Annotated in this window: 19 protein-coding genes, 2 pseudogenes and 1 riboswitch; of the genes and pseudogenes, 13 read left to right on the forward strand and 8 right to left on the reverse strand. The window is 61.2% G+C overall.

Translation table 11 applies throughout. The features are described from left to right. Positions 1–33 precede the first annotated feature (33 nt). The 3 genes from prsT (at position 34) to EAH75_RS03745 (ending at position 5,450) form a co-directional block, all read left to right on the forward strand. Positions 34–2,880 carry an XrtA/PEP-CTERM system TPR-repeat protein PrsT gene (gene prsT, locus EAH75_RS03735; RefSeq protein WP_140804289.1) on the forward strand — a complete coding sequence of 949 codons (2,847 nt, stop codon included), beginning with the start codon at positions 34–36 and terminating at the stop codon, positions 2,878–2,880. A 216-nt stretch (positions 2,881–3,096) separates the two neighbouring features. After that, positions 3,097–4,374 carry a Vi polysaccharide biosynthesis UDP-N-acetylglucosamine C-6 dehydrogenase TviB gene (gene tviB / locus EAH75_RS03740; RefSeq protein WP_140804291.1) on the forward strand — a complete coding sequence of 426 codons (1,278 nt, stop codon included), beginning with the start codon at positions 3,097–3,099 and terminating at the stop codon, positions 4,372–4,374. Positions 4,375–4,430: 56 nt separating this feature from the next. Further along, a complete protein-coding gene (locus EAH75_RS03745) occupies positions 4,431–5,450 on the forward strand; it encodes an NAD-dependent epimerase (protein ID WP_140804293.1) in 1,020 nt (339 codons plus the stop codon). Between the two features lie 454 nt (positions 5,451–5,904). Here the strand turns inward: EAH75_RS03745 and galE are convergent, their stop codons facing one another. From galE to EAH75_RS03760, 3 genes and pseudogenes are all read right to left on the reverse strand, one after another. After that, positions 5,905–6,897 carry a UDP-glucose 4-epimerase GalE gene (galE, locus tag EAH75_RS03750; RefSeq protein WP_170212253.1) on the reverse strand — a complete coding sequence of 331 codons (993 nt, stop codon included), beginning with the start codon at positions 6,895–6,897 and terminating at the stop codon, positions 5,905–5,907. A gap of 120 nt (positions 6,898–7,017) precedes the next feature. After that, positions 7,018–7,143, reverse strand: a pseudogene (locus tag EAH75_RS03755) (transposase); the annotation flags it as partial. Positions 7,144–7,425: 282 nt separating this feature from the next. After that, on the reverse strand, positions 7,426–8,271 hold the full coding sequence (locus EAH75_RS03760; RefSeq protein WP_240046331.1) for an N-acyl amino acid synthase FeeM domain-containing protein: 846 nt from the start codon (positions 8,269–8,271) through the stop codon (positions 7,426–7,428). A gap of 493 nt (positions 8,272–8,764) precedes the next feature. Here EAH75_RS03760 and EAH75_RS03765 point away from each other — a divergent pair. The 4 genes from EAH75_RS03765 to EAH75_RS03780 all read left to right on the forward strand — a co-directional run bounded on the left by EAH75_RS03765 (position 8,765) and on the right by EAH75_RS03780 (position 13,677). Continuing rightward, positions 8,765–9,875 (forward strand): IS3 family transposase gene (locus EAH75_RS03765; protein WP_241668876.1). Its coding sequence is split into 2 segments (ribosomal slippage): positions 8,765–9,027 and positions 9,026–9,875, totalling 1,113 coding nucleotides; the frame shifts between segments, so codons are not numbered across the junction. 320 nt (positions 9,876–10,195) lie between these two features. Beyond that, positions 10,196–11,251 (forward strand): hypothetical protein, encoded by a 1,056-nt coding sequence (locus EAH75_RS03770; RefSeq protein WP_140804295.1) that lies wholly within the window; start codon positions 10,196–10,198, stop codon positions 11,249–11,251. 454 nt (positions 11,252–11,705) lie between these two features. Continuing rightward, the gene (locus EAH75_RS03775) at positions 11,706–12,521 is read left to right on the forward strand and encodes a PEP-CTERM sorting domain-containing protein (RefSeq protein WP_140804297.1); all 816 of its coding nucleotides are present in this window, start codon (positions 11,706–11,708) and stop codon (positions 12,519–12,521) included. Between the two features lie 271 nt (positions 12,522–12,792). Further along, positions 12,793–13,677: a ThiF family adenylyltransferase gene (locus EAH75_RS03780; protein ID WP_140804299.1), complete on the forward strand. Its 885-nt coding sequence runs from the start codon at positions 12,793–12,795 to the stop codon at positions 13,675–13,677. A 53-nt stretch (positions 13,678–13,730) separates the two neighbouring features. On the opposite strand, the pseudogene EAH75_RS03785 reads toward EAH75_RS03780, so the two are convergent. Then, positions 13,731–14,605 (reverse strand): annotated as a pseudogene (locus tag EAH75_RS03785) (leucine zipper domain-containing protein). A gap of 153 nt (positions 14,606–14,758) precedes the next feature. On the opposite strand from EAH75_RS03785, the gene hrcA reads away from it, so the two are divergent. The 6 genes from hrcA to EAH75_RS03815 all read left to right on the forward strand — a co-directional run bounded on the left by hrcA (position 14,759) and on the right by EAH75_RS03815 (position 21,138). Further along, a complete protein-coding gene (hrcA, locus tag EAH75_RS03790) occupies positions 14,759–15,820 on the forward strand; it encodes a heat-inducible transcriptional repressor HrcA (protein WP_140655283.1) in 1,062 nt (353 codons plus the stop codon). A gap of 78 nt (positions 15,821–15,898) precedes the next feature. After that, a complete protein-coding gene (gene grpE / locus EAH75_RS03795; protein ID WP_140655287.1) occupies positions 15,899–16,432 on the forward strand; it encodes a nucleotide exchange factor GrpE in 534 nt (177 codons plus the stop codon). A 153-nt stretch (positions 16,433–16,585) separates the two neighbouring features. Further along, a complete protein-coding gene (dnaK, locus tag EAH75_RS03800; RefSeq protein WP_140804301.1) occupies positions 16,586–18,511 on the forward strand; it encodes a molecular chaperone DnaK in 1,926 nt (641 codons plus the stop codon). 135 nt (positions 18,512–18,646) lie between these two features. Then, positions 18,647–19,774 carry a molecular chaperone DnaJ gene (dnaJ, locus tag EAH75_RS03805; RefSeq protein WP_140804303.1) on the forward strand — a complete coding sequence of 376 codons (1,128 nt, stop codon included), beginning with the start codon at positions 18,647–18,649 and terminating at the stop codon, positions 19,772–19,774. 56 nt (positions 19,775–19,830) lie between these two features. Beyond that, positions 19,831–20,631 carry a 4-hydroxy-tetrahydrodipicolinate reductase gene (dapB, locus tag EAH75_RS03810; RefSeq protein ID WP_140804305.1) on the forward strand — a complete coding sequence of 267 codons (801 nt, stop codon included), beginning with the start codon at positions 19,831–19,833 and terminating at the stop codon, positions 20,629–20,631. A 55-nt stretch (positions 20,632–20,686) separates the two neighbouring features. Next, positions 20,687–20,841: riboswitch (yybP-ykoY riboswitch) on the forward strand. Then, entirely contained in the window at positions 20,821–21,138 is a 318-nt protein-coding gene (locus EAH75_RS03815; RefSeq protein WP_428993488.1) for a hypothetical protein, read from the forward strand. (Overlaps the previous riboswitch by 21 nt.) Before the next feature lie 4 nt (positions 21,139–21,142). Here the strand turns inward: EAH75_RS03815 and EAH75_RS03820 are convergent, their stop codons facing one another. From EAH75_RS03820 to EAH75_RS03835, 4 genes are read right to left on the reverse strand one after another with little or no spacing between them, the layout of a single operon-like run. Beyond that, on the reverse strand, positions 21,143–21,496 hold the full coding sequence (locus EAH75_RS03820) for a hypothetical protein (RefSeq protein ID WP_140655303.1): 354 nt from the start codon (positions 21,494–21,496) through the stop codon (positions 21,143–21,145). Next, entirely contained in the window at positions 21,489–22,928 is a 1,440-nt protein-coding gene (locus EAH75_RS03825; RefSeq protein WP_140804307.1) for a radical SAM protein, read from the reverse strand. The genes EAH75_RS03820 and EAH75_RS03825 overlap by 8 nt, the downstream gene beginning before the upstream one ends. Further along, positions 22,913–23,665 (reverse strand): prolipoprotein diacylglyceryl transferase, encoded by a 753-nt coding sequence (locus EAH75_RS03830; protein WP_140804309.1) that lies wholly within the window; start codon positions 23,663–23,665, stop codon positions 22,913–22,915. The genes EAH75_RS03825 and EAH75_RS03830 overlap by 16 nt, the downstream gene beginning before the upstream one ends. Before the next feature lie 13 nt (positions 23,666–23,678). Beyond that, positions 23,679–24,374 carry a 2OG-Fe(II) oxygenase gene (locus EAH75_RS03835; RefSeq protein WP_140655315.1) on the reverse strand — a complete coding sequence of 232 codons (696 nt, stop codon included), beginning with the start codon at positions 24,372–24,374 and terminating at the stop codon, positions 23,679–23,681. Positions 24,375–24,487: the final 113 nt, after the last annotated feature.

The following is a 24,487-nucleotide window of genomic DNA, read 5'->3' on the forward strand; positions in this document are numbered from 1 at the left end:
CACCGCGCGGCGGCAAATCCAAGGGGTGACAATATGCGCTTGACCAAGCTGAACACTGGAGCCATCCGCCACGGTTTGGCGCTGCTTTGCATCAGCCTGTTGTTGAGCGGCTGCGGCCTGGCGAAAGGACGCGGAGACCTGGATGCCGGTGCAAAATACCAAGCCAGCGGACAGTATCGCGCGGCCTACATCGAGGCCAAGAAGGTCCTGCAGCGCGACAGCAAGAACGGCAACGCCTGGCTGCTGCTCGGGCAGGCTTCACTGATGCTTGGGGATCCGGCGGACGCCCTGAGCAGCTTGCAAAAAGCCAAGGATAACGGCACGCCGGAAGCACGCTGGGCGGTGCCGATGGGGCGGGCGCTGCTGGTAACACAACAATACGACAAGCTGCTCAGCACCGTGTCTTCCGAAAAGTCTTTCGAACCCTCGGTCAAGGCGAGCGTGGAGGCGCTGAGGGGCGATGCCTATCGTGCGCTGAAGCAAAATGACCAGGCACGACAATCGTACAAGACTGCACTGGCGCTGGACCCCAAGAATCTGCGTGCACTGGTGGGGCTCGCCACGCTGGCCGCCATCGCCAACGATCCGGTTTCGGCAGACCAGTACGTGCGTCAGGCGTTGGTTGCCTCGCCGGAGAGCCCTCAGGCGTGGGTTGCCAAGGGCGATCTGGCATTCGACAGCCGTGATTTTGCTGGCGCCGAATCGGATTACCAGAAAGTGCTCGGCTTCAAGAACCCCGACTGGATGCCGCAGGAGCATTTTTACGCGCTGACCCGGCTGGCCAACACTCAGGTGCAACAGAACGAGTTGGACAAGGCGCTGGCCAGCATCCAGACGCTGGAGAAAATGACGCCGCAGCAGCCGTATCCCCATTATCTGTACGCCGTGGTGCTGTACAAGCAGGGCCATTTCGACGACGCGATTTCCCAGCTCCAGCAGGTGCTCAAGGCGTCGCCCGACAACCCGCAAGCGCAGATGCTCACAGGCGTAGTCAACTACGCGCAGGGCAACTACGGCCAGGCGGAAATGTACCTCAGCAACGTCATGGGTACGGATCCGAAGAATGTCGAAGCGCGCAAGTTGCTGGCGCTGACGTTGTACCGTGAAGGACGCTCGCGCCAGGCGCTGGACATGCTGCGTCCGGCCGCGCCGGGTACGCCGTCCGACACCGAGCTGTTGGCGCTGTTGCAGCGGGCTGCCGCCGAAGGGACACCGGGGGCGGTAGCTTCAGCAGCGAGTGCCAGCGCAGCGTGGTCGGGAGCTCCCGCAACGGGGGAAAGCCATCCTTTCGACGCCCAGTTCGTGCAGGCCGGCAACGTGCTCGGCAGCGGGAATGCTTCCGAAGCCATACGCCTGCTGCAGAAGATTCCCGCGGGCGATGCGACCAGCGAGGCGCGACGCGCGTCCATGCTGGCCATGGCTTATGTCCGTGAGAACCGCCCGGACGAAGCAGTCAAGATGGGAGCTGAATACGCCAGGAAGAATCCGCAAAACAGCGCTGCGCACCTGCTGTACGGGACCACGCTGGTCGCCGCCGGCAAGCGTGCCGAAGCACGCGCCCAGTATTCCGAGGCGTACAAGCTGAATCCGAAGAATATCGAGGCGCTCCTGAGCCTCGGCAGCCTGGATTCACTTGACGGCCACTACAAGGACGCTGTTGGCCGCTATGAAACGGTATTGGAACAGGACCCGCAAAACGCACTGGCCATGACGGCATTGGGTCGGCTCGCCATGCTGCAAAATGACAAGGCGCAAGCGGTGAAATGGCTCAAGCAGGCCATCAACGCGGCACCGAAGGCCGGCGCTGCGTACGTCGGACTAGTGCTGCTGTACAGCGAAAGCGGTCAATTCGATGAGGCCGTCAGCACCGCCAAGCAGTTTGCTGACGCCGACCCCAACAATCCGGCGGCGCTCAATGCCTTCGGTGCGGCAGAACTCAACGCCGGCCATCACAGCGAGGCGTTGAAACCGTTGCAGCAGGCGGTGAACCTCGCGTCGCAGGTACCCCTGTACCGCACCAATCTGGCGCGTGCGCAAATGCTCAACAAGGACACCAAGGCTGCCGAAGGCAATCTCGACGAGGTGATCAAGGCGGATCCGGGTGAGCTGACCGCGGTGACGTTGCGGGCATTCATGAAGTTGCATGACCACGATCTGCCCGGCGCGATCTCCATGGCACAAACGCTGCAAAAGCAGCCAGCAACCAAGGCGGCGGGCTTCAGTCTCGAAGGCGACCTGTACATGGCGGACAAGTCCTGGAGCAAGGCCGCCCTGGCCTACCAGCAAGGATTGAAGATCGACAACGTGCGGCCACTGGTGGTCAAGAGCTTCATGGCGCTGAGCGAGAGCGGCGCCAGCCAACCGGATGGCGTACTGCGCGACTGGCTGGTCAAGCACCCTGACGATGCGTCCACACGCCTGCTGTTGGCCCAGTACTACTTGGATCACGCGCAAAATACGCCCGCTGCCACGCAGTACGAACAGGTGTTGAAGTCTTATCCAACCAATCTCGACGCGCTCAACAACCTCGCTTGGATCTACACCGAACAGCACAATCCCAAGGCATTGGCGCTCGCGGAGCAGGCTCACAAGCTGGCGCCTGATTCGTCCGGCATTGCGGACACCTATGCCTGGGCGTTGATCGCCGACGATCAGCCCAAGACCGCGTTGCCACTCCTGGTGAACGCGGCCAAGGCGGCGCCGAAGGTGCCGACCGTCAAATATCACCTGGCCGTGGCGCAGGCGCGCACCGGCGACAAAGCCGGCGCTCGAGCCACGCTCGAGGCGCTACAAAAATCAGGCGCCGATTATCAGGACAAGCAAGCCGCAGAAAAACTGTACCGCGAGTTGGGTGGTGCAGGTGGTGGTCCTGGCAAGTAATGCCATTTCTGGGTGTTCGTGAATTCGTGTGGGTGGATTAAGCGGATTTCACAAAGCCGGCAGCATGCAGGTTAGTGCCGTCAGGCGCAGATAGTCCTTGGAAGGAAATGTGTCCATGCTTGGGCTGATTACGGAATTGCCGTGGCAATTTTCTTGGCTTTTCACTTTAGTCTTGACGTAACAATCAGGTAATGGACATAACCATGGATGTGCCACATGCAATCACTTGAAAATACTAAGATCGCCATTGTCGGTCTGGGCTACGTCGGACTGCCATTGGCGGTGGAATTCGGCAAGCGGTACGACACTGTCGGTTTCGATATCAATGCCAACCGTATCAATGAATTGCGTGCAGGAAAAGACGTTACGCTCGAGGTGGATGCCTTTGAATTGGCGGAGGCTTCCCGCCTGCGTTTCAGCAATGCGCCGGAGGACCTTAGAGACTGTCACGTTTGCATCGTCACCGTACCGACGCCGATCGATCTGGCCAAGCGTCCTGACCTCACGCCGCTGATTCGTGCCAGCGAAGCGTTGGGGCGGGTGCTCCGGCCGGGAACTATCGTGGTGTACGAATCCACGGTGTATCCCGGTTGCACCGAGGAAGTCTGCGTTCCGATCCTCGAAAGGGTATCCGGACTTGTTTACAACGTTGATTTCTTCGTTGGATACAGCCCCGAGCGGATCAACCCTGGCGACAAACAGCATCGTGTGACCAGCATCCTCAAGGTGACTTCCGGTTCCACGCCCGAGGTCGCCGACTTTGTTGATGATCTATACGGGTCCATCATTACCGCTGGGACACACAAGGCCAGTTCGCTGAAGGTGGCCGAAGCGGCCAAGGTGATCGAAAACACCCAGCGCGACCTGAACATCGCGCTGGTCAACGACTTGGCCAAGTTGTTCAACAAGCTCGGCATCGACACGCTGGAAGTACTCCAGGCGGCCGGTACGAAGTGGAATTTTCTGCCCTTCCGGCCCGGTCTGGTTGGCGGCCACTGCATCAGCGTGGATCCCTACTACCTTACCCACAAGGCGCAGGAAGTCGGCCATCACCCCGACGTCATACTCGCCGGGCGGCGTACCAACGACAGCATGGGCGAGTACGTCGCGGGTGAGGTCATCCGGTTGATGATCCGCAAGGGCATCAATCCGGTACGTGCCCGGGTGCTGGTGCTGGGGCTGGCGTTCAAGGAAAATTGCCCGGATGTGCGCAATACGCGGGTGGTCGACATCGTTTTAGCGCTGCAAGGCTACAGTGCCCAAGTTGAGGTTTTCGATCCGTGGGTGGCTACTGACGAGGCGATGCACGAGTACGGACTCAAACTGATCGCCATGCCTTCGTCCGGTCAGTACGATGCGGTGATCGTGGCGGTAGGTCATCGGCAGTTTGCCGAGCTTGGCGGTGACGGCATACGGGCATTCGGCAAGCCGGCCTCGGTGCTGTACGACGTCAAGTATGTATTGCCACGCGATGCGGTTGATGGCCGACTCTGAGCAGAGACCTTTGGCGTGTAGGTGGAATAGGTGATCGGGCCCGGGAAAAACAGGCAATGAAAATCTTGGTAACCGGCACTGCCGGTTTCATCGGCTCTCATTTGGCCTTGCGCCTGCTCGAGCGCGGTGACGAGGTGATCGGCATCGACAACCTCAGCGATTACTACGACGTCAACCTGAAGAAGGCGCGTCTTGCGCGGTTCAGCGACCATCCGCAGTACACCCACCTGACGGTGGACCTGGCCGATCGCGCGGCGATCGATGCAGCCTTCGCCCGCTACCGGCCGAAGCGCGTGATCAACCTGGCGGCGCAGGCCGGTGTGCGTTATGCGGCGGAAAATCCGCATATCTACGTGTCGACCAACGTCACTGGCTTCCTGCACATCATCGAAGGTTGTCGACATCATGACGTGGAGCACCTGGTATTCGCCTCGACCAGCTCCGTGTATGGGGCCAACACGCGGATGCCATTCTCCGAGCACCAGCCGGCCGAACATCCGCTAACGCTCTACGCCGCCTCGAAGAAGGCCAACGAGATGATGGCGCACAGCTATGCCCATCTATATGGCTTGCCCTGCACTGGATTGCGCTTCTTCACGGTCTATGGCCCGTGGGGGCGACCGGATATGGCGCTGTTTCTGTTCACCCGGGCAATCCTGGCGGGTGAGCCGATCAAGGTTTTCAACCAAGGCCATCACAGGCGCAGTTTCACCTACATCGACGACATCGTCGAAGGGGTGATTCGAACCTTGGACGCCGTGCCGGAGGGCAATCCGGGCTGGAACGGCAAGGCGCCGGATCCGGCATCAAGCCTCGCGCCATATCGTATCTTCAATATCGGGAACGAGAAGCCAGTGGCGCTGCTGCGCTATATCGACGTACTGGAACAGTGTCTGGGGCGCAAGGCACAGATGGAAATGTTGCCTCTGCAGGCCGGTGACGTACCCGATACCGAAGCCGATATGTCATCTTTAACCAGCGCCGTCGGCTACTGCCCACAGGTGTCGGTGGAGGAGGGCGTGGCCAACTTCGTGCGCTGGTATCGCGACTACTACCGAGTGCCAGACCAAACCTAGCTATCTGAACCCAATAGGTTGTTCATGGCGACAGGGAGACGGGGAATGGGCGGCCGGTTGCCGAGGCTGGTGTGGAGACGATCCGGTCGCATTCATGCAGCCAAGGTTTCAGGCGTGCGGCTCGTTGGTCGGAGTGGTCATAGCTGCGCCAAGGCGTCAAACGGTAAGCGTCCGCCCCGTACTCCGCGGGTTCGCTGCTCGCGCCGGCGCGTTTCATCGTCGAGGTCACGGAGCTTGGCGTCGATGGCGTACAGCTCGCCGTTGCACCGCACGGCTTCCTGGGCGAGCGGACTGTCGCAACACGTTCGCCGGAAGTTCTACTTTTGAAATGTCCGCTTGACGGGGGAGCTTACGCGAACAGCGGCGGGAAATTTGTTGATGCCAAAAAAAACACGCATCGCTTTGCAAAGGATCGTTCGGTCGACATCTTCCCGTCGCAGCCATTGCTGCGTACTCATGTGGCTGTTTCGGTGGCAGGCAGCTTGCGCTCCCACTCCAGCGCCGTGCATACGATGAAATCCAGATCGTCATGGCGCGGGACCCAGCCGAGTCTTTCGCGCAGGCGATCCGCCCGGGCAATCAGCATCGGCGGATCACCGGCACGACGCGGTTGCTCGATCACAGTCAATGTCTGGCCGCTAACCCGTTGCACCGCGTCGATCACCTCGCGCACGCTGTAGCCGTGGCCGTAACCGCAATTGAGGGTCAGTGATTCACCGTCGGCGCGAAGATGGTCGAGTGCGCGAAGGTGGGCAGCAGCCAGATCGTCGACGTGGATGTAGTCGCGAATGCCGGTGCCGTCCGGGGTGTCGTAGTCGGTACCGAATATCGATATGCTTGGCCGCTTGCCGAGGGCGTGTTCGCAGGCGACCTTGAGCAGCAGGGTTGCATTGGGCGTGGACTGGCCGATGCGGCCCTGTGGATCGCAGCCGGCGACGTTGAAATAGCGAAGGATCACATACTGCATTGCCCCCGCTGAGCCAAGGTCGCGCAGCATGGTTTCAGACATCAGCTTTGAGGCCCCGTACGGATTGATCGGCCGTACCGGCGTATCCTCATCGGCAATACCGCTGGCCCCCATGCCGTAGACGGCCGCGGTCGATGAGAACAAAAACCGGCGCACGCCGGCATCGACGCAACAGGCCAGCAGGTTGCGTGTGTTACAGGTGTTGTTGCCGTAGTACTTGAGCGGGTCACGCACCGACTCCGGCACCACCGTGTGGGCCGCGAAGTGCAGCACGGCTCCGATCTGGTACTCCGTCATGACTCGTGCGACCAATGATCGATCGCCGACATCGCCGACCACCAGTTCGGCGTCCCCCACTGCCTCGCGAAAACCGCTGACCAGATTGTCGAGGACAACGACCCGTTCGCCGCGTTGACTAAGTTGCTGAACGACGTGGCTGCCGATATAGCCCGCGCCACCGGTGACGAGGATGGTATTCATGATGGGTACTCGTGGGCGAGACCGGAAAACTGCTCTGCAGCCTGAGCGTCAGCTCATTAAATAACAGTAACAGCTTGCGGTCGACTTCAAGGACATCGGCCACACTCAATTCGCCGTACTCGAACGCCACAGGTAGACGATCGCCGTGCTGGCGCAGTGCCGGCGGCACAACTCTGCAACTGCCAGCCCCGCCTCAACTTGTTTGATGAAGCCGTTGACCTGTTCAGTGCTGAATCTGCTCTTGCGATGGTCCGTCCTCGTTTGAGGGAATGGACTTTATCAACTGTCGATTGGTGCGGCTGGCGGGCGGCATGTCATCGTTGGCAACCCCAACTTGCCCCAACACTCCGATGGCCGCTCAGCCTGCTGGCTTGGTCACGTCTGGCAGGGGAGCGTTGTTACACCACGCCAACGGACGCCACCGTACCCGCCCGCGCTTGCTAACAAATGACGCAGATGATGTTTCATGTGCACGTCCGCGCGGCTAACGCGGAATGACCTTTCAATCGGTGGAGTTCGGCATGAAGCCTAGGCTGATAAAGCGAGACCGCAGTCGGCTCGGCCGGGGGCGGCCTCACGGCCCGGATCAATACCATAGCGGTCTTTCAAAAAGCCCTCGATCAGGGAGCCACGCAGTTGCTCCGGCTCAAACCCGAAGCGATGCGAGAACGCACTGGCAGGCAATGGGTTATCGCGCGCATCAGCCAGCCCGCGTGGCAACTCGTCTTTTGCCAGTTCCTCGCGTAGACGGAGCCGCAACGGTACCACCGGGTTGTTTCGCACCAGCGGGTAGCTTGTCGGTGGCGCGAATTTCTCGAAGCCGTAACAGCGTTCGTAGAACTGGGCATGTCGCGGATGCACGCCGATAACGATATCGGTCAAATCGGTATGCAATCCATAGTGGATGGCCCAGCGCATCATGCTGAACAGGACACCGACGCCGCGTGAAGCAGACTGACGACGATCCGCCAGCATCCCCACCTCAAGCAGGCGGCGCCCCTTTCGTCGCAGTTCATCCAGAGATCGTTCATATACGCTGTCGAGCGCGAGCCCCATGGGATTATCGCGGAACAGCGTCATGGTATAGCCGACTTCCGGCCCTTCCGGGCCCCATATCACGGATGCATGCTGTCCGACGGCAGCGGGAGCGGCATGAATGCCAAACCGGTTTTCGTCGATCAGCCCCATTTGCGAGTAGCGTTGATATACCAACCGCCAAGCCGATTCCACCTGCTCAAGGCTGGTCGCGCACAAACACTGCGGCTCGCTGCTGCGTACCGCTGAACGCGGGAGACGCGCAGTGATGTCGATGACTGTCTTGCTCTGCAGCCCTTCTTGGCCGGAGGAGGTTTTCGAGCTGTTGGAAACTTTCATGACTGAGTAATGAAACCTGATCAGGTGGACCGCAGGCAACATCCATGCCTTTGGTCGCGCCAGAGACGGCCAGTGCCCATCGTGGATACTGTTTTCCCTTCTATTTCATCATGTCACGGTTTTGTGAATATAGGATATAAGCAAGCTGTAATTGTGTGAACTCCAGGTGAAAAAAGCGGATCAAGGCCCGGAAACCCACCATCCGCATACACGTGCAAACTCACATTGCATGAGGCGTAGTGTCGGTCGATGGCACCCCCGGAAAGGCGCCCAGGCGGTCGCTGCAAGCCCCTGTGCCAGGTCCAGGGGCGAGATTCGTTCAGGATTTTGGTGACTCCACCCGCCGGTTTCCGATGGCCAGGCGGGGGAAAGCTTCAGCACCGGTCATCGCGATCACGAAGGAGCGCTTGACGTCGGCTCGCTTTTTCGACACCACTGAAAAGTAGAGTTACGGTCGCTTCATGCCAGGCCCGGAAGGGTCGAAGGAGGAGCGATGAAGAAGTCGCGCTTTACCGAAGAACAGGTCACCTATTGCCTGCGTCTGGCCGAGTCCGGCACCCCGGTCGCTGATGTTTGTCGACAGATGGGGATCAGCGAGGCGACGTTCTACGTGTGGAAGAAGAAGTACGCGAGCCTAGCCGTCGCCGAACTGCGGCAACTGCGCCAGTTGCAGGAGGAGAACAGTCGCCTCAAACGTCTGGTGGCCGATCTGACGCTGGACAAGCAGATCCTGACCGAGGTCATTCGAAAAAAGTCTGAGGCCAGTTCGTCGCCAGGCGATCGCTCACTGGATCCATGAGCGGTTCCAGGTGAGCGCCCAGCGCGCGTGCGGACTGGCCAAGGTGCAGCGATCGACGTGGTACTGCTGCAGCCAGGCAAGAGATCAGTCGGCCTTGCGTATGCGCATCCGCGACATTGCCCAAGCTCGACCACGATTTGGTTACGAGCGAATCATGGTGATGCTGCGCCGTGAGGGTTGGCCGGTTGGCCGCAAGCGCGTGCATCGGCTGTACTGCCTGGAAGGATTGCAACTTCGAATGCGCGGCCGGCGGCGCAAGACGATCAGCCTGCATCGTGGCCCCACGCCCCGACCCACCGCCTGTCACCAGTACTGGGCGATGGACTTCGTGCATGATCAATTGATCAACGGGCGAGCCTTCCGGGTGCTCACCGTGGTGGATAAATGGAGTCGCGAGAGTATTCTGCTGGAGGCAGATTTTTCGTTGAGCGGGCACCGGGTGATCGATGCCTTTGAGCGACTGGGAAAACAGCATCCGTTGCCCAAGGCGATCACGGTGGACAACGGCACCGAATTCACGTCCAAGGTGCTGGATGAGTGGGTCTATCAGCGAGGTATCCAGCTGGACTTCATTCGGCCGGGAAGGCCTACGGAGAACGGAATGATCGAATCATTCAACGGCCGCCTGCGGGACGAATGTCTCAATGTTCATGAGTTCATGTCCATCGAGGACGCACGTGAAAAGCTGGAAGCATGGCGGATCGATTACAACCAGTGCCGTCCGCACAGCTCGCTCGGTCATCTGACCCCGAGCGAGTATGCAAAACGAGGTCAGGAAACAACGTCAGAAGCGACCTGTTTCTAGTTTCAACGTGTCCGAAATTCGGAACAACGTCATTTTCCCGGAGACCTCTGGTTATGCCTGGATCAAGTTTACGGGGAGTCGACAATCTGGTCATCCAGCGTGTTTGAGATGCCAGAAGCCATCCACTTGATGTTGAAGACTTATGGTCTGTATTTATTGAAAGGACGGTTCTGGTGGAGACCTTTATTCCCGGTATAGTGCTTGGGCGGCCGAGCTGAATACTCGGTACGCAACGTAAACTTAAATTGGCCGGAATACCTGACTGATCTCGGGTGTTTTGCGTCAAATGACACAGCTGTATATATGAACGGGCGCAGGCCGTGAACCGGGATATCAAAGCAGCCATTCTGCGCGCAGGCGTAGCCGCGCCCTCGGCGGACAATTCGCAGCCGTGGCTGTTTGAATGGCGCGGCGACGACCTGGACCTTCGAATCGATGAGGGCCGTAGCGGCCGCGTATCCGATACCCGATATGTCCTGAGCGACCTGTCCGCCGGTGCATGCCTGGAAAACATGGTTATCCACGCTCGCTCGCTCGGTTATGCGGCGGACGTGCAGACTTTTCCGCGCCCCGACGACGAGCTGTGGGCCGCCCGTATCCGTTGGCGCCGCGATCCAGAGTGCGACCAACCCGAGCCGCTGGCTGGTGCGATCGAGCAGCGTCACACCGACCGCCGCTTCCCCTGGAGCGGTCCAGTCACCCCCGATACGCAGGCGCGCCTGAATGCCCAGGCCAAGCTGATGCCCGGGCAGCGGCTTTATTGGCCACAGACACCGCGTGAGAGAAAAGCCGCACTGAGCGTCATCAGGCAGGCCGAGACGCTGCGTTTCAGGAGCCCGACGCTGCACGCGGAGCTGTTTTCGAGTATCCGCTTTGCCGCTGGCTGGCACACCGCTTGCGAGGAAGGTCTGGCCCCGGTGACGCTGGCCGTGGAGCCGCCGATGCGCCCGGTCTTTCAGGCGCTGCGTCGTCCCGTGGTGATGACCATGGTCAACCGGCTGGGCGCGGCGTCGATTCTGGGGTGGCGCTCGGCCTGGCTGCCAATCCGGCTGTCGCCGGGACTCTGTCTGCTCGTCATTCCTTCCACGGCGCGATCCGATGTGCTCGCGGGTGGCCGCGCTTTGCAGCGCGTGTGGCTTCAGGCCACCCTGGACGGGCTGTCGGTCCAGCCATATGCGGCGGCGGGAGTTTTCAGCCTGGGGTTCGTACCCGTCGAGCCGGCCTTTCGGCGGCAGCTCTCGCGTCTGGGTACGGCCTTGGGCGACCTGTGTGCGCCGGGATATGGGCTGGTGTTTTTACGGCTTGGCTATGCGCGGTCCGCACCGCACGGTCGCAGCGGGCGACGAGTGCCTGCAAGTTTCGGCACTTTCCCATAGGGCCGCATGATATTCGTTTGTGCGCGGGCCCTTCAGGCACTGCGCGACCTTGATCTTCGCCCACCTGCCGCGGCCGGACGCGTCGCAAGCGTAAAGTCGTGCCGCAATCGCCCTGGGTCGCTCTTGCGGTTTCAGACTGCGAGGGCGAAGGACATGAGTTTTCCATCCTTGTGTCGGGGTTCTTTACAAACGCGGCTTGCCTTCGTCGTCGTCGTAAAACTGTAGCTAAAACAATCTGTTGCATGCATTACGACGTGGTGAGGTCAGTCATCTTATCGCGGCAGAGTGTCGGAATACCGTACAAATACTGGGTGATTTCGACAGCGGATAGCGAAAAATCATAGGAAAAATAGCATGTTATATACATGGCACGCGACTTGCTCGATTACAGCGCAGGGTCACTCGCGAGCCATTGCCGGTCGCGGCTCTTTTGATCGGTTATCAGGAGAAAAACATGTTGATGAAGAAAAGCATCGGAGTCGCACTCGCATGCGCGCTGGCGCTGGGTGCGTGGAGTGGATCGACGCTTGCAACTCCCATAAACGTAGGCGGCGTCGTGTGGGATCCCAGCAGTCCGTTGGACCTGACTGTCCAGGCAATCAACTTCCGCGAATCGAGCGTTTCGAGCGTTGGCAACGTGCTGACGGGCTACGGGCAGATTGCCTCGTTCAACGGGACAAATCAGGCAACGTTTTGTCCGGGTTGTGACCTCAACTTCACCTTCCAGTACACGGTGTCGAACATCACCGGTAATCAGGTCGAGTTCAGTCCTGGATCCATCAGCTTTTTCGTTGACAACACCAGTGGCTTCAATGTGCTGGATCCGACTACGGCCGGCGTCGGTACGCCGTGGCTCACGTTGTCCGGCCATACGGGTTCGTTTCTTGGCTTTGGGGGCACCGCGCAGCTTTTTTCCACGATCAATGGCACGGTTACCCAACCCCTGACTGGATCCACCGGAATCGGGTTTTTGGACGCGACCGGAGGCCCTGCGGCGTCCTACTTCCAGACCCATACACAAGCCGACGGGCTGGGTGGATTCGCGGACTTTACGCTTAATTCGGAATTCCTGTTTTCGATAGTCAGAGGGTGTTCGAGTACGCCCTCACCGGATCCGACCAATATTTGCCACTATCCGATTACGGGAACGGCCACGTTGATCGGCAGAACAGTACCCGAGCCGGGTGAGATGGGTCTGCTGGGCCTTGGCTTGACCTTCTTGGGCTTGCTTATCCGGCGGCGCCGCAAAGAGGGTGAAGGGCGCGCATAGGGCAGGCACCTCATGCATGCGGTTTGGCGATTGATGGCGCCGCTTCCGATGCGGCGCCATTTTGTTTGCGTTGAACGGGTTCGCTGGCCGGTCGCGGTCACCTCGCACCCGGCACGCCCCGACCCACTGCACCCCGCGGGATTTTCCCATGCATGCACCCGATCAATCGCGGACTCCGGGGCGCAATGGTGGGATCGGTACCGCCGCAAGCCGGTGTTACCGTGCCGGCTAGGCAACAGCTTTACGCAATAATGCCGAGAGTAGATGTCTCATGATGTCTGATGCACCGGCCACGACTGCGCCGTTCGACTACGCAACGGCATTTAGCCGGACGATCGGCTGGATCACCACGACCGAGCAGGCGGCGCTTCGTTCCAAGCGCGTGGCGATTGCCGGGCTTGGCGGGGTTGGCGGCAGCCATCTGCTGACCCTGACCCGACTCGGCATCCAGTCGTTCAACCTGGCCGATTTCGACCGTTTCGGCACGGAAAATTTCAACCGGCAGGCCGGGGCGTTTCAATCGACCATCGGCCAGCCCAAGATCGACGTGGTGTCCCGGATGGCGCGGGACATCAATCCGGATCTGGACATCAACAAATTTCCCGGCGGCGTCACCCTCGACAACATGGAGCAATTTCTGTCAGGGGTGGATCTGTACGTCGACGGGCTGGACTTTTTCGTACTCGATATCCGTGCCAGGCTGTTCGCCCTTTGCGCCGAACGCGGCATTCCGGCGATTACCGCGGCGCCGTTGGGCATGGGTGCCGCGGTGCTGGCGTTCCTGCCGGGTCAGATGACATTCGAAGAGTATTTCCGGCTGGAAGGAAAGACGACCAACGAGCAGTTGCTGCGCTTCATGGTGGGATTGGCACCAGCCGTGCTCCATCAAGGCTATCTGGTCGATCCGTCCGCGGTGGACCTGGTCCACCAGCGGGGACCGTCGACGCCCATGGCATGTGAAATCTGCGCCGGGATAGCCGGTACCCAGGCGTTGAAGATCCTGCTTGGCCGGGGCAAGGTGCTCGCGGTACCGCACGGCCTGCACTTCGATGCCTACCGCAACAAGCTCGTACGCACGTGGCGACCGGGGGGAAACAACAATCCGCTGCAACGACTGCTTCTGTTCCTGGCGCGCCGCCGTTTCATGCGCCAGTAAGCGTTGCACGCACAAACAAGCGGGCGAAGAACACAATCGGGTGGGCGGAGCGTCTAGCTGTGTAAATCCAGCAGGTTGTTCATGACGTCAGGGATACGAGAGATGGGTGGCTGGCAGTCGAGGCTGGTGTGGAGACGATGCCGGTTGTATTCATGCAGCCAAGGGTTCGTGTGGGCGTCGCGTTGGTCAGAGTGGTCTTAGCTGCGTGCGTATGCCCACTCGCGCAGTGCCGTCTGGATGAAGCGTTCGGCTTGTCCTTGGTACGTGGTGTGTAAGGTCGCGTGCGTTTGTGACGTAGCCCGAGGCGTCGCAGGAAGCGGGCAAAAGAGCGTGAGAGATAGGATGCCCCGTTATCGGTGAGAACGCGGGTGAAGCGCACGCTCACTGCACGGTAGTAGCGCACAGCCTTCAGCAATGCCCTGCAGGCACTCAATGCCTGCTCGTTGGGCTCGATGCTGCTGAAGGCGACCCGTGAATGGTCGTCGATAGGTACTCCCAGCCAGAGCACCCCGGAGGTGATCTGGCGGTCGCCGGTGACCCGATGTCCGGGACACCGGAAACGGCCGAGTTTCTTGATATCCAGATGCAGCAGGTCACCGGGTGCTTCGTGTTCGTAGCATCGGATCGATTCGGCAGGCTCCAGCACGGACAGGCGGTTGAGTCCGGCTCGCTGCAGCAGACGGCCCACGGTACTCGGCGCCAACACCAGGTTGTGAGCGATGGTGCGATAGGACTGGCGGGCGCGACGATCGGTCCATCAGGTCGGCAGCGCCTACTTCGCGAAACCGTCGAAGCCACTTGTAGGCGGTGCGTACACTGACCCGGCCGCCTTGGCCGCTTCTTCGGAACACATGCCTTGCTGCGCCATGCGTTCAACGAGAAGGGCTCGACTATAGGGCGTCAAACGGGCACCTTTATGCAGGTTCATCCGGGGCTCCCGGAGATTTGGGTGGGCCGCACCCCCATCCGGGTTCACTATGGATGAACAACCTACTGAGAGAGCACATCTAGTCACCGCTTCCACTTGCAAGCAACGCGTGCAGACCTCATTTGTGTCGGGTCTCAAGGACTGCTACAGCACATGATCAACCCGCATGGCCACGACCTCGATGCCCGCGCTCGCCGACTGTTGCGTACGCTGATCGCCCAGTATCTGGTCGACGGCGAGCCGGTGGGCTCGCGTACGCTGTCGCGTTCGTCCGGGCTGGACGTAAGCCCGGCGACGATCCGCAACATCATGGCCGACCTCGAGGACGCCGGCCTGGTTTCCTCACCGCATACTTCGGCCGGTCGCGTGCCGACGCCGCGCGGATTGCGCTTGTTTGTCGACAGCCTGATCGAGTTGCAGCCGGTGCCCCATGACGAGATGGCACGTCTGCAGCGCGAACTGCCTCCGGGGCCGACCACCGCCCGCGATTTGCTTGGCAATGCCTCGATCCTGCTGTCGGCGATGACCCATTTTGCCGGTGTGGTCACGGTGCCGCGCCAGGTGGACTTTCCGCTGCGTCACATCGATTTCGTGCCACTGCCGGATGCGCGGGTGCTGGTGATCCTGGTATTCACCGACAACCAGGTGCAGAACCGCATCGTTCAGTTGGCAAAGCCACTGCACAGTCACGAACTGGAGCAGGCGGCAAACTATCTCAACACCCATTTTGCCGGCTTGCGCGTGGATGACATCCGTACGCACCTGCTGGCCGAGTTGCGCGAAACCGGCAGCGAGCTCAACCGGCTGCTGGCCAGCACGGTGGAGCTGGCCACCGCCTCGTTCGCGCCACAGGCGGGCGGCACCGATGTACTGGTCAGTGGCCAGACCAATCTGATGGCGTACTCGGAACTGGCCGACCTGCAGCGTCTGCGCGAGCTGTTCGATGCATTCCAGCAGAAGAACGAACTGCTGCAGTTGATGGAAGTGTGTGCCAAGGCACCTGGCGTGCGGCTGTTCATCGGCGAGGAATCCGGCTTCGCCGCACTCGATGGCTGCAGTGTGGTCACTGCCAGTTACGGTGCGCAGGGGCGCGTGCTGGGCGCGGTCGGAGTGATCGGACCGACGCGGATGGCGTACGAGCGGGTGATTCCGGTGGTGCAGGCCACCGCCGGATTGCTCAGTGACGCCTTGAATCGCGCCGCCACGACCCTATAACCGCTGCGGGAGGCGGGGTTTCTCGCAATTTGGACGGTCGGCATGCATGTCGGCCATGACAATCGTTTGGAGTGATGCATGCAGAACAACGATCCGCAGTCGCCTGGTGATACGTCACCACAGGGTCAGTCGGGTGAGTCTTCGACCACGGAACTGGAAAGCCTGCAGGTACGCGTGGCTGAGCTGGAGGCAAGCAATGCCGAATTGCTCGAAACCGTACTGCGCGAAAAGGCCGAGCTGGAGAATCAGCGTCGCCGCCTGCACCGGGACCTCGAACAGGCCCGCCGCTTCGCCAACGAGAAACTGCTGAACGAATTGCTGCCGGTTTACGACGGCTTGGAGAGTGGCCTTGCGGTCGAGGGCGGCGACATCGCCTCGATGCGCGAAGGCATCAATCTGACCTTGAAGGCTTTGCTGAAGGTGGCCGAGAACCATGGCATGTCGCAGATCGATCCACTCGGGCAGCCGCTGGACCCGGAACGCCATCACGCCGTGAGCATGGTGGATGCCCCAGGCGCCGCGCCGGGCACCGTGGTCACCGTGCTGCAGAAAGGCTACGTGTTGAATGATCGCCTGCTTCGCCCCGCACTGGTCGCGGTGGCGAGGGACTGAGCGTTCCTGTCGCTGGCGCCTCCCTGAACGGCGCAGCGGCGAACACGACGAAATCGCATCCGGGGCCTTGCCGGCATTGAATCGCCAGAGCAGACCCCCATCTGGAAACCATCGCGGCCGCGGGGGCCGCAAGCAAATTTGGAGAGCACACACATGGGCAAGATCATCGGTATCGACCTGGGCACCACCAACTCCTGCGTGTCCGTGATGGATGGCAGTACCACCAAGGTCATCGAGAATTCGGAAGGTGACCGCACCACACCGTCCATCGTCGCCTTCAACAAGGATGGCGAAGTACTCGTGGGTGCCTCGGCCAAGCGCCAGAGCGTGACCAATCCGAAGAACACCTTCTACGCAGTGAAGCGCCTGATCGGCCGCAAGTTCACCGACGCCGAAGTGCAGAAAGACCTGCACATCGTTCCGTACAAGATTGTCGCGCACGACAACGGCGACGCCTGGGTCGAGACCTCCGACGGCAAGAAGATGGCGCCGCAGGAGATTGCCGCCAAAGTGCTGATGAAGATGAAGAAGACCGCCGAGGATTATCTCGGCGAGACGATCACCGAAGCGGTGATCACCGTGCCGGCGTACTTCAACGACAGCCAGCGCCAGGCGACCAAGGACGCGGGCAAGATCGCCGGCCTCGACGTCAAGCGCATCATCAACGAGCCGACTGCGGCTGCGCTGGCCTATGGCATGGACAAGAAGGGCGGCGATCGCAAGATCGCGGTGTACGACCTGGGCGGTGGCACGTTCGACGTGTCGATCATCGAGATCGCCGAAGTCGACGGCGAGAAGCAGTTCGAAGTGCTGGCGACGAACGGCGATACGTTCCTCGGCGGCGAAGACTTCGACATGCGTGTCATCGACTACCTCGTTGACGAATTCAACAAGGAGCAGGGCATCGACCTGCGCAAGGATCCGTTGGCGCTGCAGCGCCTGAAGGATGCTGCCGAGCGCGCCAAGATCGAGCTGTCCTCGAACCATCAGACCGACGTGAACCTGCCTTACGTGACGGCAGACGCGTCCGGCCCGAAGCATCTGAACATCAAGTTGACCCGGGCCAAGCTCGAAGCGCTGGTGGAAGAACTGATCAAGCGCACCATCGAACCGTGCCGCACCGCGTTGAATGACGCCGGCCTGCGCGTGTCCGACATCGACGATGTGATCCTGGTCGGTGGCCAGACCCGCATGCCCAAGGTGCAGGAGTCGGTGAAGGACTTCTTTGGCAAGGATCCGCGCAAGGACGTCAACCCGGACGAAGCCGTCGCCGTCGGTGCAGCGATTCAGGGCGGCGTGCTGGGCGGTACGGTCAAGGATGTGCTGCTGCTGGACGTTACCCCGCTGTCGCTCGGTATCGAGACGATGGGCGGCGTGATGACCAAGCTGATCGAGAAGAACACCACGGTGCCGACCAAGGCCGCGCAGACGTTCTCGACCGCCGACGACAACCAGACTGCGGTGACCGTGCACGTGCTGCAGGGCGAGCGCGAGCGCGCCAGCGCCAACAAATCTCTGGGCAAGTTCGATCTGTCCGGCATCGATCCGGCGCCGCGCGGCATGCCACAGGTCGAAGTCACGTTCGATATCGACGCGAACGGCATCCTGCACGTGTCGGCCAAGGACAAGAAGACCGGCAAGGAGCAGAAGATCGAGATCAAGGCCGGTTCGGGTTTGTCCGAGGACGAGATCCAGCGCATGGTGGCCGATGCCGAGGCGAACAAGGAAGAGGACAAGAAGTTCCACGAGCTGGTCGCCACCCGCAACAAGGCCGATCAGTTGGTGCACGCTACCCGCAGCGCACTGAAGGAGCACGGCGGCAAAGTGCCGCCTGATCAGCTTTCCGCGATCGAGGGCGCGCTGTCCGATCTGGAAAAGGTCAAGGATGGCGAGGACAAGGCGGCCATCGAGTCCAAAGTGGAGAAGCTGGAGCAGGTTGCGCAGGCGCTGCAGGCGGCGGCACAGGGCGATGGCGGCCCGGCCGATGCCGGTGCGCAGTCCGCGCCGGGCGGCGGCTCAGCCCAGCCGGACGACGTGGTCGATGCCGAGTTCACCGAAGTGAAAGACGACAAGAAGTAATCGGCAGCCGCTATCGGCACGGTCGAAATCAGCAGCCCGCGCCGGGAATTATCCTGGCGTGGGCTGTCTGCTGAATGCAGGGTGCGGAACCGTCGGTTTCCATCCTGGGGCGCGAAGAGCAGTGTGGATGCATGAATGAGCAAGCGTGATTACTACGAAGTGCTGGGCGTCGAGCGCAGCGTCACCGAAGTCGAGCTGAAGAAATCCTTCCGTCGGCTGGCAATGAAGTTCCACCCGGACCGCTGCCCGGACGATCCGCATGCGCAGGAGAAGTTCAAGGAGGCCAAGGAGGCCTACGAAGTGCTGTCCGACGCGCAGAAGCGCGCGATGTACGACCAGCATGGTCATGCTGCGTTCGAGCATGGCATGGGTGGTCGCGGCGGCGCCGGCTTCGGTGACGTCGGCGATATCTTCGGCGATATCTTCGGCGACATTTTCGGCCGGAACGGTGGTGGTCACGGACGTCCGCGGCGTGGCTCCGACCTGCGTTACATCATGGAGCTGGATCTGGAGGAGGCCGTGTTCGGCGTCAGCCGGCAGATCGAGGTGCCGACCCAGGTCAACTGCCACCATTGCAACGGCAGCGGCTCGGAAGATGGCAAGGTCAGCAAGTGCAAGACCTGTCATGGTCACGGCCAGGTGCGCATGCAAAACGGCATCTTCTCGATCCAGCAGGCCTGCCCGCATTGCGGCGGTACCGGCCAGGCGATCGAGAAGCCATGCAAGAAGTGCCACGGCGAAGGCCGTATCGAGGAAACCCGCACGTTGTCGGTACAGATTCCCGAGGGCGTCGACAACGGCGACCGCATCCGCCTGACCGGGCAGGGCGAGGCGGGCCCGTCCGGTGCCCCGGCGGGCGATCTGTATGTGGAAGTGCACGTGCGCGAGCACGCGATCTTCCAGCGCGAAGGCAGCGATCTTTATTGTGAACTGCCGATCCGTTTCTCGCAGGCTGCGCTGGGCGCCGAGTTGCCGGTACCGACGCTGGAAGGCGAGGTGCCGATCAGCATTCCGCCCGAGACGCAGACCGGCACGCAGTTCCGCTTGCGCGGCCGTGGGGTCAAATCGGTGCGCAGCAGCCGTCACGGCGATCTGATCTGCCGCGTGGTGGTTGAAACGCCGGTGCGCCTGACCAAGCAGCAGCGTGAATTGCTGGAATCGCTCGAGGCCACGTTCGACAGCAACGACGCCGGCAAGCACACGCCACGCGCGAAAGGCTGGGTCGACGGCGTGAAGCAGTTCTGGTCGAAAGTCACCGCGTGACACAACGGCACACACAGTAGCATGTGCCGATCGACGGTTTTGACTGGAATGTGCCGATGACCCGACCTGTTCGCCTCGCCATCAGTGGCGCCTCCGGCCGCATGGGCTGCGCGTTGCTCAGCTTGCTTGGCGATGACGCTCGCTTCGAGCTGGTGCATGCAGTAGTGGCGCCGGGTTCGGCCCACGCTGGCCAACCGGTGTTTGCCGGAGGTACGGACTCATTGCGTTACGCGCATGACTGGACGCATGCGCCGGCACTCGATGTCGTCGTCGACTTCAGCGGCCCGGCTGGCCTGGTGTTGGCACTCGATCATTGCCTGGCGCATGGCAAGGCATTGGTGAGTGGTACCACCGGCATCGACGCGGCGCTGGAAGCGCGGCTTGTCGACTCTGGCAAGAGCATCGCGATACTGCGCGCGGCCAATTTCAGTCTCGGTGTGGCGGTATTGACGCGACTGCTGCGCGAGGCTGCCACGGCGTTGCCGGGCTGGGATCTGGAGATCGTCGAAGTGCACCACAGCCGCAAACAGGACGCGCCGTCCGGCACCGCATTGGCACTCGGCAAAGCTGCCGCCGCGGCGCGCCACACCACGCTGGAAGCCGCCGCGGTGTATAGCCGTGAAGGCCAGACGGGCGAACGCATCGATGGCAGCATCGGCTTCACGGTAGTGCGTGGCGGCGACATCGTCGGCGAACATACCGCCATGCTGATCGGCCAGGGCGAACGCCTGGAGCTGGTGCATCGTGCCACCGATCGCTCGATTTTTGCGCGGGGTGCATTGCAGGCGGCGCATTGGCTGGCAGGTCGGGCGCCTGGACAGTGGCAGCTCGACGACGTGATCGCGTCGCCAGTCTGAACATGGGCTGATAGATATCGGCTTGTGCGGTGCAGCCGCTGCCGCTGGCATGCGCAACTTCGTCATTGGGGAGTAGCCAGCCTCGTTCCCAGAGGCGTTCGCATCAACATACTTGGTCGCGGTGGTTTCCGCGCCATGGTGCGAACAGCAACCGTCACCATCCGGTGGTGGACATGCCCGGCGAGACCTTTGTCCAACGGTCACTCGCTCGCCGGACCCAGCATCAACGCGATTATCTGGGTACGTCAGGGCAAGGAGCGGCTGGCACTGGCGAACATCTCCGAGGCCATGATGATCCAGGCGACAATTCCCAGTTCACTGGCCCTGTTCGCCACGCCGTGGCTGTTCGATACGCCATTGATCGTGGCCGGCGTGCTGACCGCCATCGCCATCGTCTACCTGTGGAGTGTGTTCCGTCGCGGCAATGTTGATGCGCGCTGGCTGTTGCCGATCGGCCTGTTGCACGGCGTGTTCGCCGCATTCGTGGCATGGCACTTTGTTCGATGATTGCTCAGTGGTAATTGCTCATCAGACCGAAGCACGCAGCAACTAGCAGGAGCAGCACGGCCACGATCGACAGCAGGCCGAGGAACATGCCTTTGCCGGTGCGTGACTTGCCCCGGTTGAGCAGTACCACAGCCCACACGATGACTGCCAACGGTGGCAGCCAGATCCCACCGAGGATGGCGGCGAGGCTGCCGGTGAACAACACCAGTGCTTCGCCGACCACCATCACCAGCCATGCCAGACCGACGCCGGCAGCAAGCGATCCGGTGGATGGTTCGGGGATGTTGCCTGGCATCGGCGTCGGTGCCTGCGGGGGCGAGGCTACGGAGGTGGGTGGCTCCAGGCGCATTTCATTCATGCGGTTGCTCCTCGTAGGTCCGGCTCTGGTCGATCTCACGCCGCAGCTTGGCCAGCGTGGTCGCCTTGTCGTCGCGGTAGAACAGATTGAAGGTGTCGAACGGGATGATCCTGCCATCGGGCTGTGCGATATGTACGCAGGATTTCTTGACTGCACGCAAGTCGAAACCGTGGGCGTCGATGAACTGCATGATGAGTACGCGGAATACATGGCGATACCCCAGCTCGCTGGGCGCCTGTACCTGCGGCAGGCAGCACAGCAGGTCGGACAGGGAACAGGCCTGGGATTCCGGTGAATGATTGGTCGCGAACAGCTCGAATACATGGGCGCGCAGCTCTTCGTCGCGCTCCACCACGATTGTGTTGCGCCCCTTGCTGACCAGGGCTTCAGGTGACACGAAGCGGGTAAGCGGAACGACCTGATCGCCGACCTTCAATGCGTATGCCATGGCCAGGCAATCGGGATTGCAGGGCACCGGGATCAGATCATCGGGCTGGAACAGCGGGCTTTGTTCGAGGATGCGCCGACGAACTTCGCTGAGGGTCAGGCGGTTGTGTTCCGGATCGTAGCCATCCAGACGGCCAGCGGCCTGTATGGGCTGGAACGTGACGCCTCGCACGCATGGCTGGGTCAGCGCGAAGTCGATGATCTCGCCCAGCTCACTGTCGTTGAGTCCCTTCTTTACGGTGACGACAAGGGTCGTGGAGATGTCGTGCCTGTTCAGGTGCTCCAGCGCCTTCAGGCGAACGTCACGCAGCTTGGCGCCGCGCAAATCCTTGTGCACCTCGTCGCGCAGCGAGTCGAACTGAAGGTACAGCTCGAAGCCAGGCTGATAGCTGGCAAGGCGCGCGGCGAACTCGGGCTCTTTGGCAATGCGCAAGCCGTTGGTGTTGACCATCAGATGGCGAATCGGTCGCTGCTTTGCCGCATCGAGGATCGCGAAGAAATCCGGGTGCAGGGTCGGCTCGCCGCCGGAAATCTGTACCACGTCGGGCTCGCCCTCGTTGGCCACCACCGCGTCGAGCATGCGTTCCACCGTCGCCAGATCGCGAAAGCCAGGACGGTGCGGACCGCTTTCGGCGTAGCAGATCGGACAATGCAGGTTGCAGTGATCGGTAATCTCGATCAGGGTGAGGCACGAGTGCTGCATGTGCTCCGGACAAAGGCCACAGTCGTACGGACAGCCGTAATGCTGTGGTGTGTTGAAGCGCTGTGGCAGCTCCGGCGGCTTGATGTACAACTCGCGGCACTGGCGATAATACGCAGCGTCATCCGAAATCAGCACGCGCTCACGCCCGTGATGCGGGCACCATTTTTCCAGGTAGACACGCTCGTCCTTGATCAGGATTTTAGCCTCGACCCGGCGCAGGCAGCTGGTGCAGATCGACACCGCGCTGTCGTAGAACAGGTATGGCCTTACCTTGGCTCCCATGCACCGCTTCCCCTGGCGAACAACGCCCGCAGGATACGCGGGATGTCGCGTCCGTAGTATGCCAGCCCCGCCACGCACAACCATTGAATGCCCGAGAGCCCGCCGGGCCAGTTGTAGAAAACGGGTTTGATGAATTCGACCAGCAGGCGGAACATCAGGTAGCCGATCATGAAGGCGCGGAAGCGGTCACCGGGTTTGGCAAAGACGTCATGCCGCCAGTGAATCACGGCGTATTGCGCGAGCAGAAACGCGATCTCGTAGAGCTGGGTCGGATGGCGTGGCACGCCATCGCCGAAATCCACGCCCCACGGCAGCGAGGTGAGTACGCCGTACGTGTGATCGCCCAGGCCGGCCAGGAAACATCCCACGCGGCCGATGCACATGCCCACGGTGAGAGGCAGCACGAACGCATCGCCAGTCGAGCGGGGTACCTTCGCAATTTTCTTGGCCAGCTCCACCCCGATCAACCCACCGAGCAACGCACCGACGATCGACTTGCCCTCGAGCAGATGGCGCAGGTCGGGGAAGCTGGCGAAGGCGGCGATCGGATCGTCGATCCAGAACGCCAGCTTGGCGCCCAATGCCGCACCGACGATGGCGCCGACACCGACCCACACCACATGGTCATCGTGCTGGAAAGCGGACGGGGCGAGCCGGCGACGCGTCCACAGGAACGTACGGAACCCGACCATGTAAGCCAGCGCTTCGAAGACGGTATGCAGCGCGACCGGGGTCATCAGCTGTGCTGGATCAGTCGGGATGGGATGCGCTGCGGTCGCGTCCTGCGCCCAGCTTGGTATCGAGGCGGCCGAACAGTTTCTTGAACGCACGCGAGAATTTGCCGCGTTTCGTCTTGCGCAACTTTTCCTCTTCGCTGGTAAGCCATGCCACCTGGATGACCCGCCGTTCGCCCTCGTAGGGCAGATGGCCGTGGAAGGAGTTCTCGCAACGTTTGAATACTGCAAACTCGCCGTAAAGAGGAGTCAGTTCCGCTGTCACCATGCTGTCGATGTCATCGATCCGGTGCAGGAAGCGAAGGCAGCCGTCGCTGGTATCCGGCCATTGCGCGTTGAGGTAGATCAGCGCCGTGGCCACCTTGGACTTGCTGTCGGTATGGATGGTGCCGTGGCGCTTGTTCAGCAGGCGGCACAGCGTCACCAGGGTCGGGTATTGACCAAGGTTGTCGATACCAAGCCGCTGGCCGACGGCGCTGGCGAACGCCGGAGTGGTCATGTCTTCGATCAGCGCATTGACGGACGGGCCGCAGTCGCTCGGGTCGTACGGAAAAAAACCGGCGCTGGCATAGCGCGGAAAGTCGCGATCCAGGTCGCTGCGTACTTCATCGGGCAGCTGGCCGTGCGCAACCATGAACGGGAAGGGTTGCTGCTGCACCGTGGTATCCGGGCGATCAAGTCGGGCGGGATCGAGCAGTACGGCAGCACTCATGGGACATTCAACTCCATTGAAATGTGGCCTAGTGTAGCGCTGACCGCATGGCGGCGATGGAGGCTGAAACCTACGATTCAGCCTTCGTAAGGTGGACAGAAACGCCGTCGCCG

This window comes from Rhodanobacter glycinis (assembly GCF_006438785.1).
GTDB classification, from domain to species: domain Bacteria; phylum Pseudomonadota; class Gammaproteobacteria; order Xanthomonadales; family Rhodanobacteraceae; genus Rhodanobacter; species Rhodanobacter glycinis_A.

What these genes read in the sequence shown, in the direction of transcription:
- prsT (WP_140804289.1), top strand. Translation starts at nt 34, where the DNA reads ATGCGCTTGACCAAGCTGAACACTGGAGCCATCCGCCACGGTTTGGCG.
- tviB (WP_140804291.1), top strand. Translation starts at nt 3,097, where the DNA reads ATGCAATCACTTGAAAATACTAAGATCGCCATTGTCGGTCTGGGCTAC.
- EAH75_RS03745 (WP_140804293.1), top strand. Translation starts at nt 4,431, where the DNA reads ATGAAAATCTTGGTAACCGGCACTGCCGGTTTCATCGGCTCTCATTTG.
- galE (WP_170212253.1), bottom strand. Translation starts at nt 6,897, where the DNA reads ATGAATACCATCCTCGTCACCGGTGGCGCGGGCTATATCGGCAGCCAC.
- EAH75_RS03760 (WP_240046331.1), bottom strand. Translation starts at nt 8,271, where the DNA reads ATGAAAGTTTCCAACAGCTCGAAAACCTCCTCCGGCCAAGAAGGGCTG.
- EAH75_RS03775 (WP_140804297.1), top strand. Translation starts at nt 11,706, where the DNA reads ATGTTGATGAAGAAAAGCATCGGAGTCGCACTCGCATGCGCGCTGGCG.
- EAH75_RS03780 (WP_140804299.1), top strand. Translation starts at nt 12,793, where the DNA reads ATGATGTCTGATGCACCGGCCACGACTGCGCCGTTCGACTACGCAACG.
- hrcA (WP_140655283.1), top strand. Translation starts at nt 14,759, where the DNA reads ATGATCAACCCGCATGGCCACGACCTCGATGCCCGCGCTCGCCGACTG.
- grpE (WP_140655287.1), top strand. Translation starts at nt 15,899, where the DNA reads ATGCAGAACAACGATCCGCAGTCGCCTGGTGATACGTCACCACAGGGT.
- dnaK (WP_140804301.1), top strand. Translation starts at nt 16,586, where the DNA reads ATGGGCAAGATCATCGGTATCGACCTGGGCACCACCAACTCCTGCGTG.
- dnaJ (WP_140804303.1), top strand. Translation starts at nt 18,647, where the DNA reads ATGAGCAAGCGTGATTACTACGAAGTGCTGGGCGTCGAGCGCAGCGTC.
- dapB (WP_140804305.1), top strand. Translation starts at nt 19,831, where the DNA reads ATGACCCGACCTGTTCGCCTCGCCATCAGTGGCGCCTCCGGCCGCATG.
- EAH75_RS03820 (WP_140655303.1), bottom strand. Translation starts at nt 21,496, where the DNA reads ATGAATGAAATGCGCCTGGAGCCACCCACCTCCGTAGCCTCGCCCCCG.
- EAH75_RS03825 (WP_140804307.1), bottom strand. Translation starts at nt 22,928, where the DNA reads ATGGGAGCCAAGGTAAGGCCATACCTGTTCTACGACAGCGCGGTGTCG.
- EAH75_RS03830 (WP_140804309.1), bottom strand. Translation starts at nt 23,665, where the DNA reads ATGACCCCGGTCGCGCTGCATACCGTCTTCGAAGCGCTGGCTTACATG.
- EAH75_RS03835 (WP_140655315.1), bottom strand. Translation starts at nt 24,374, where the DNA reads ATGAGTGCTGCCGTACTGCTCGATCCCGCCCGACTTGATCGCCCGGAT.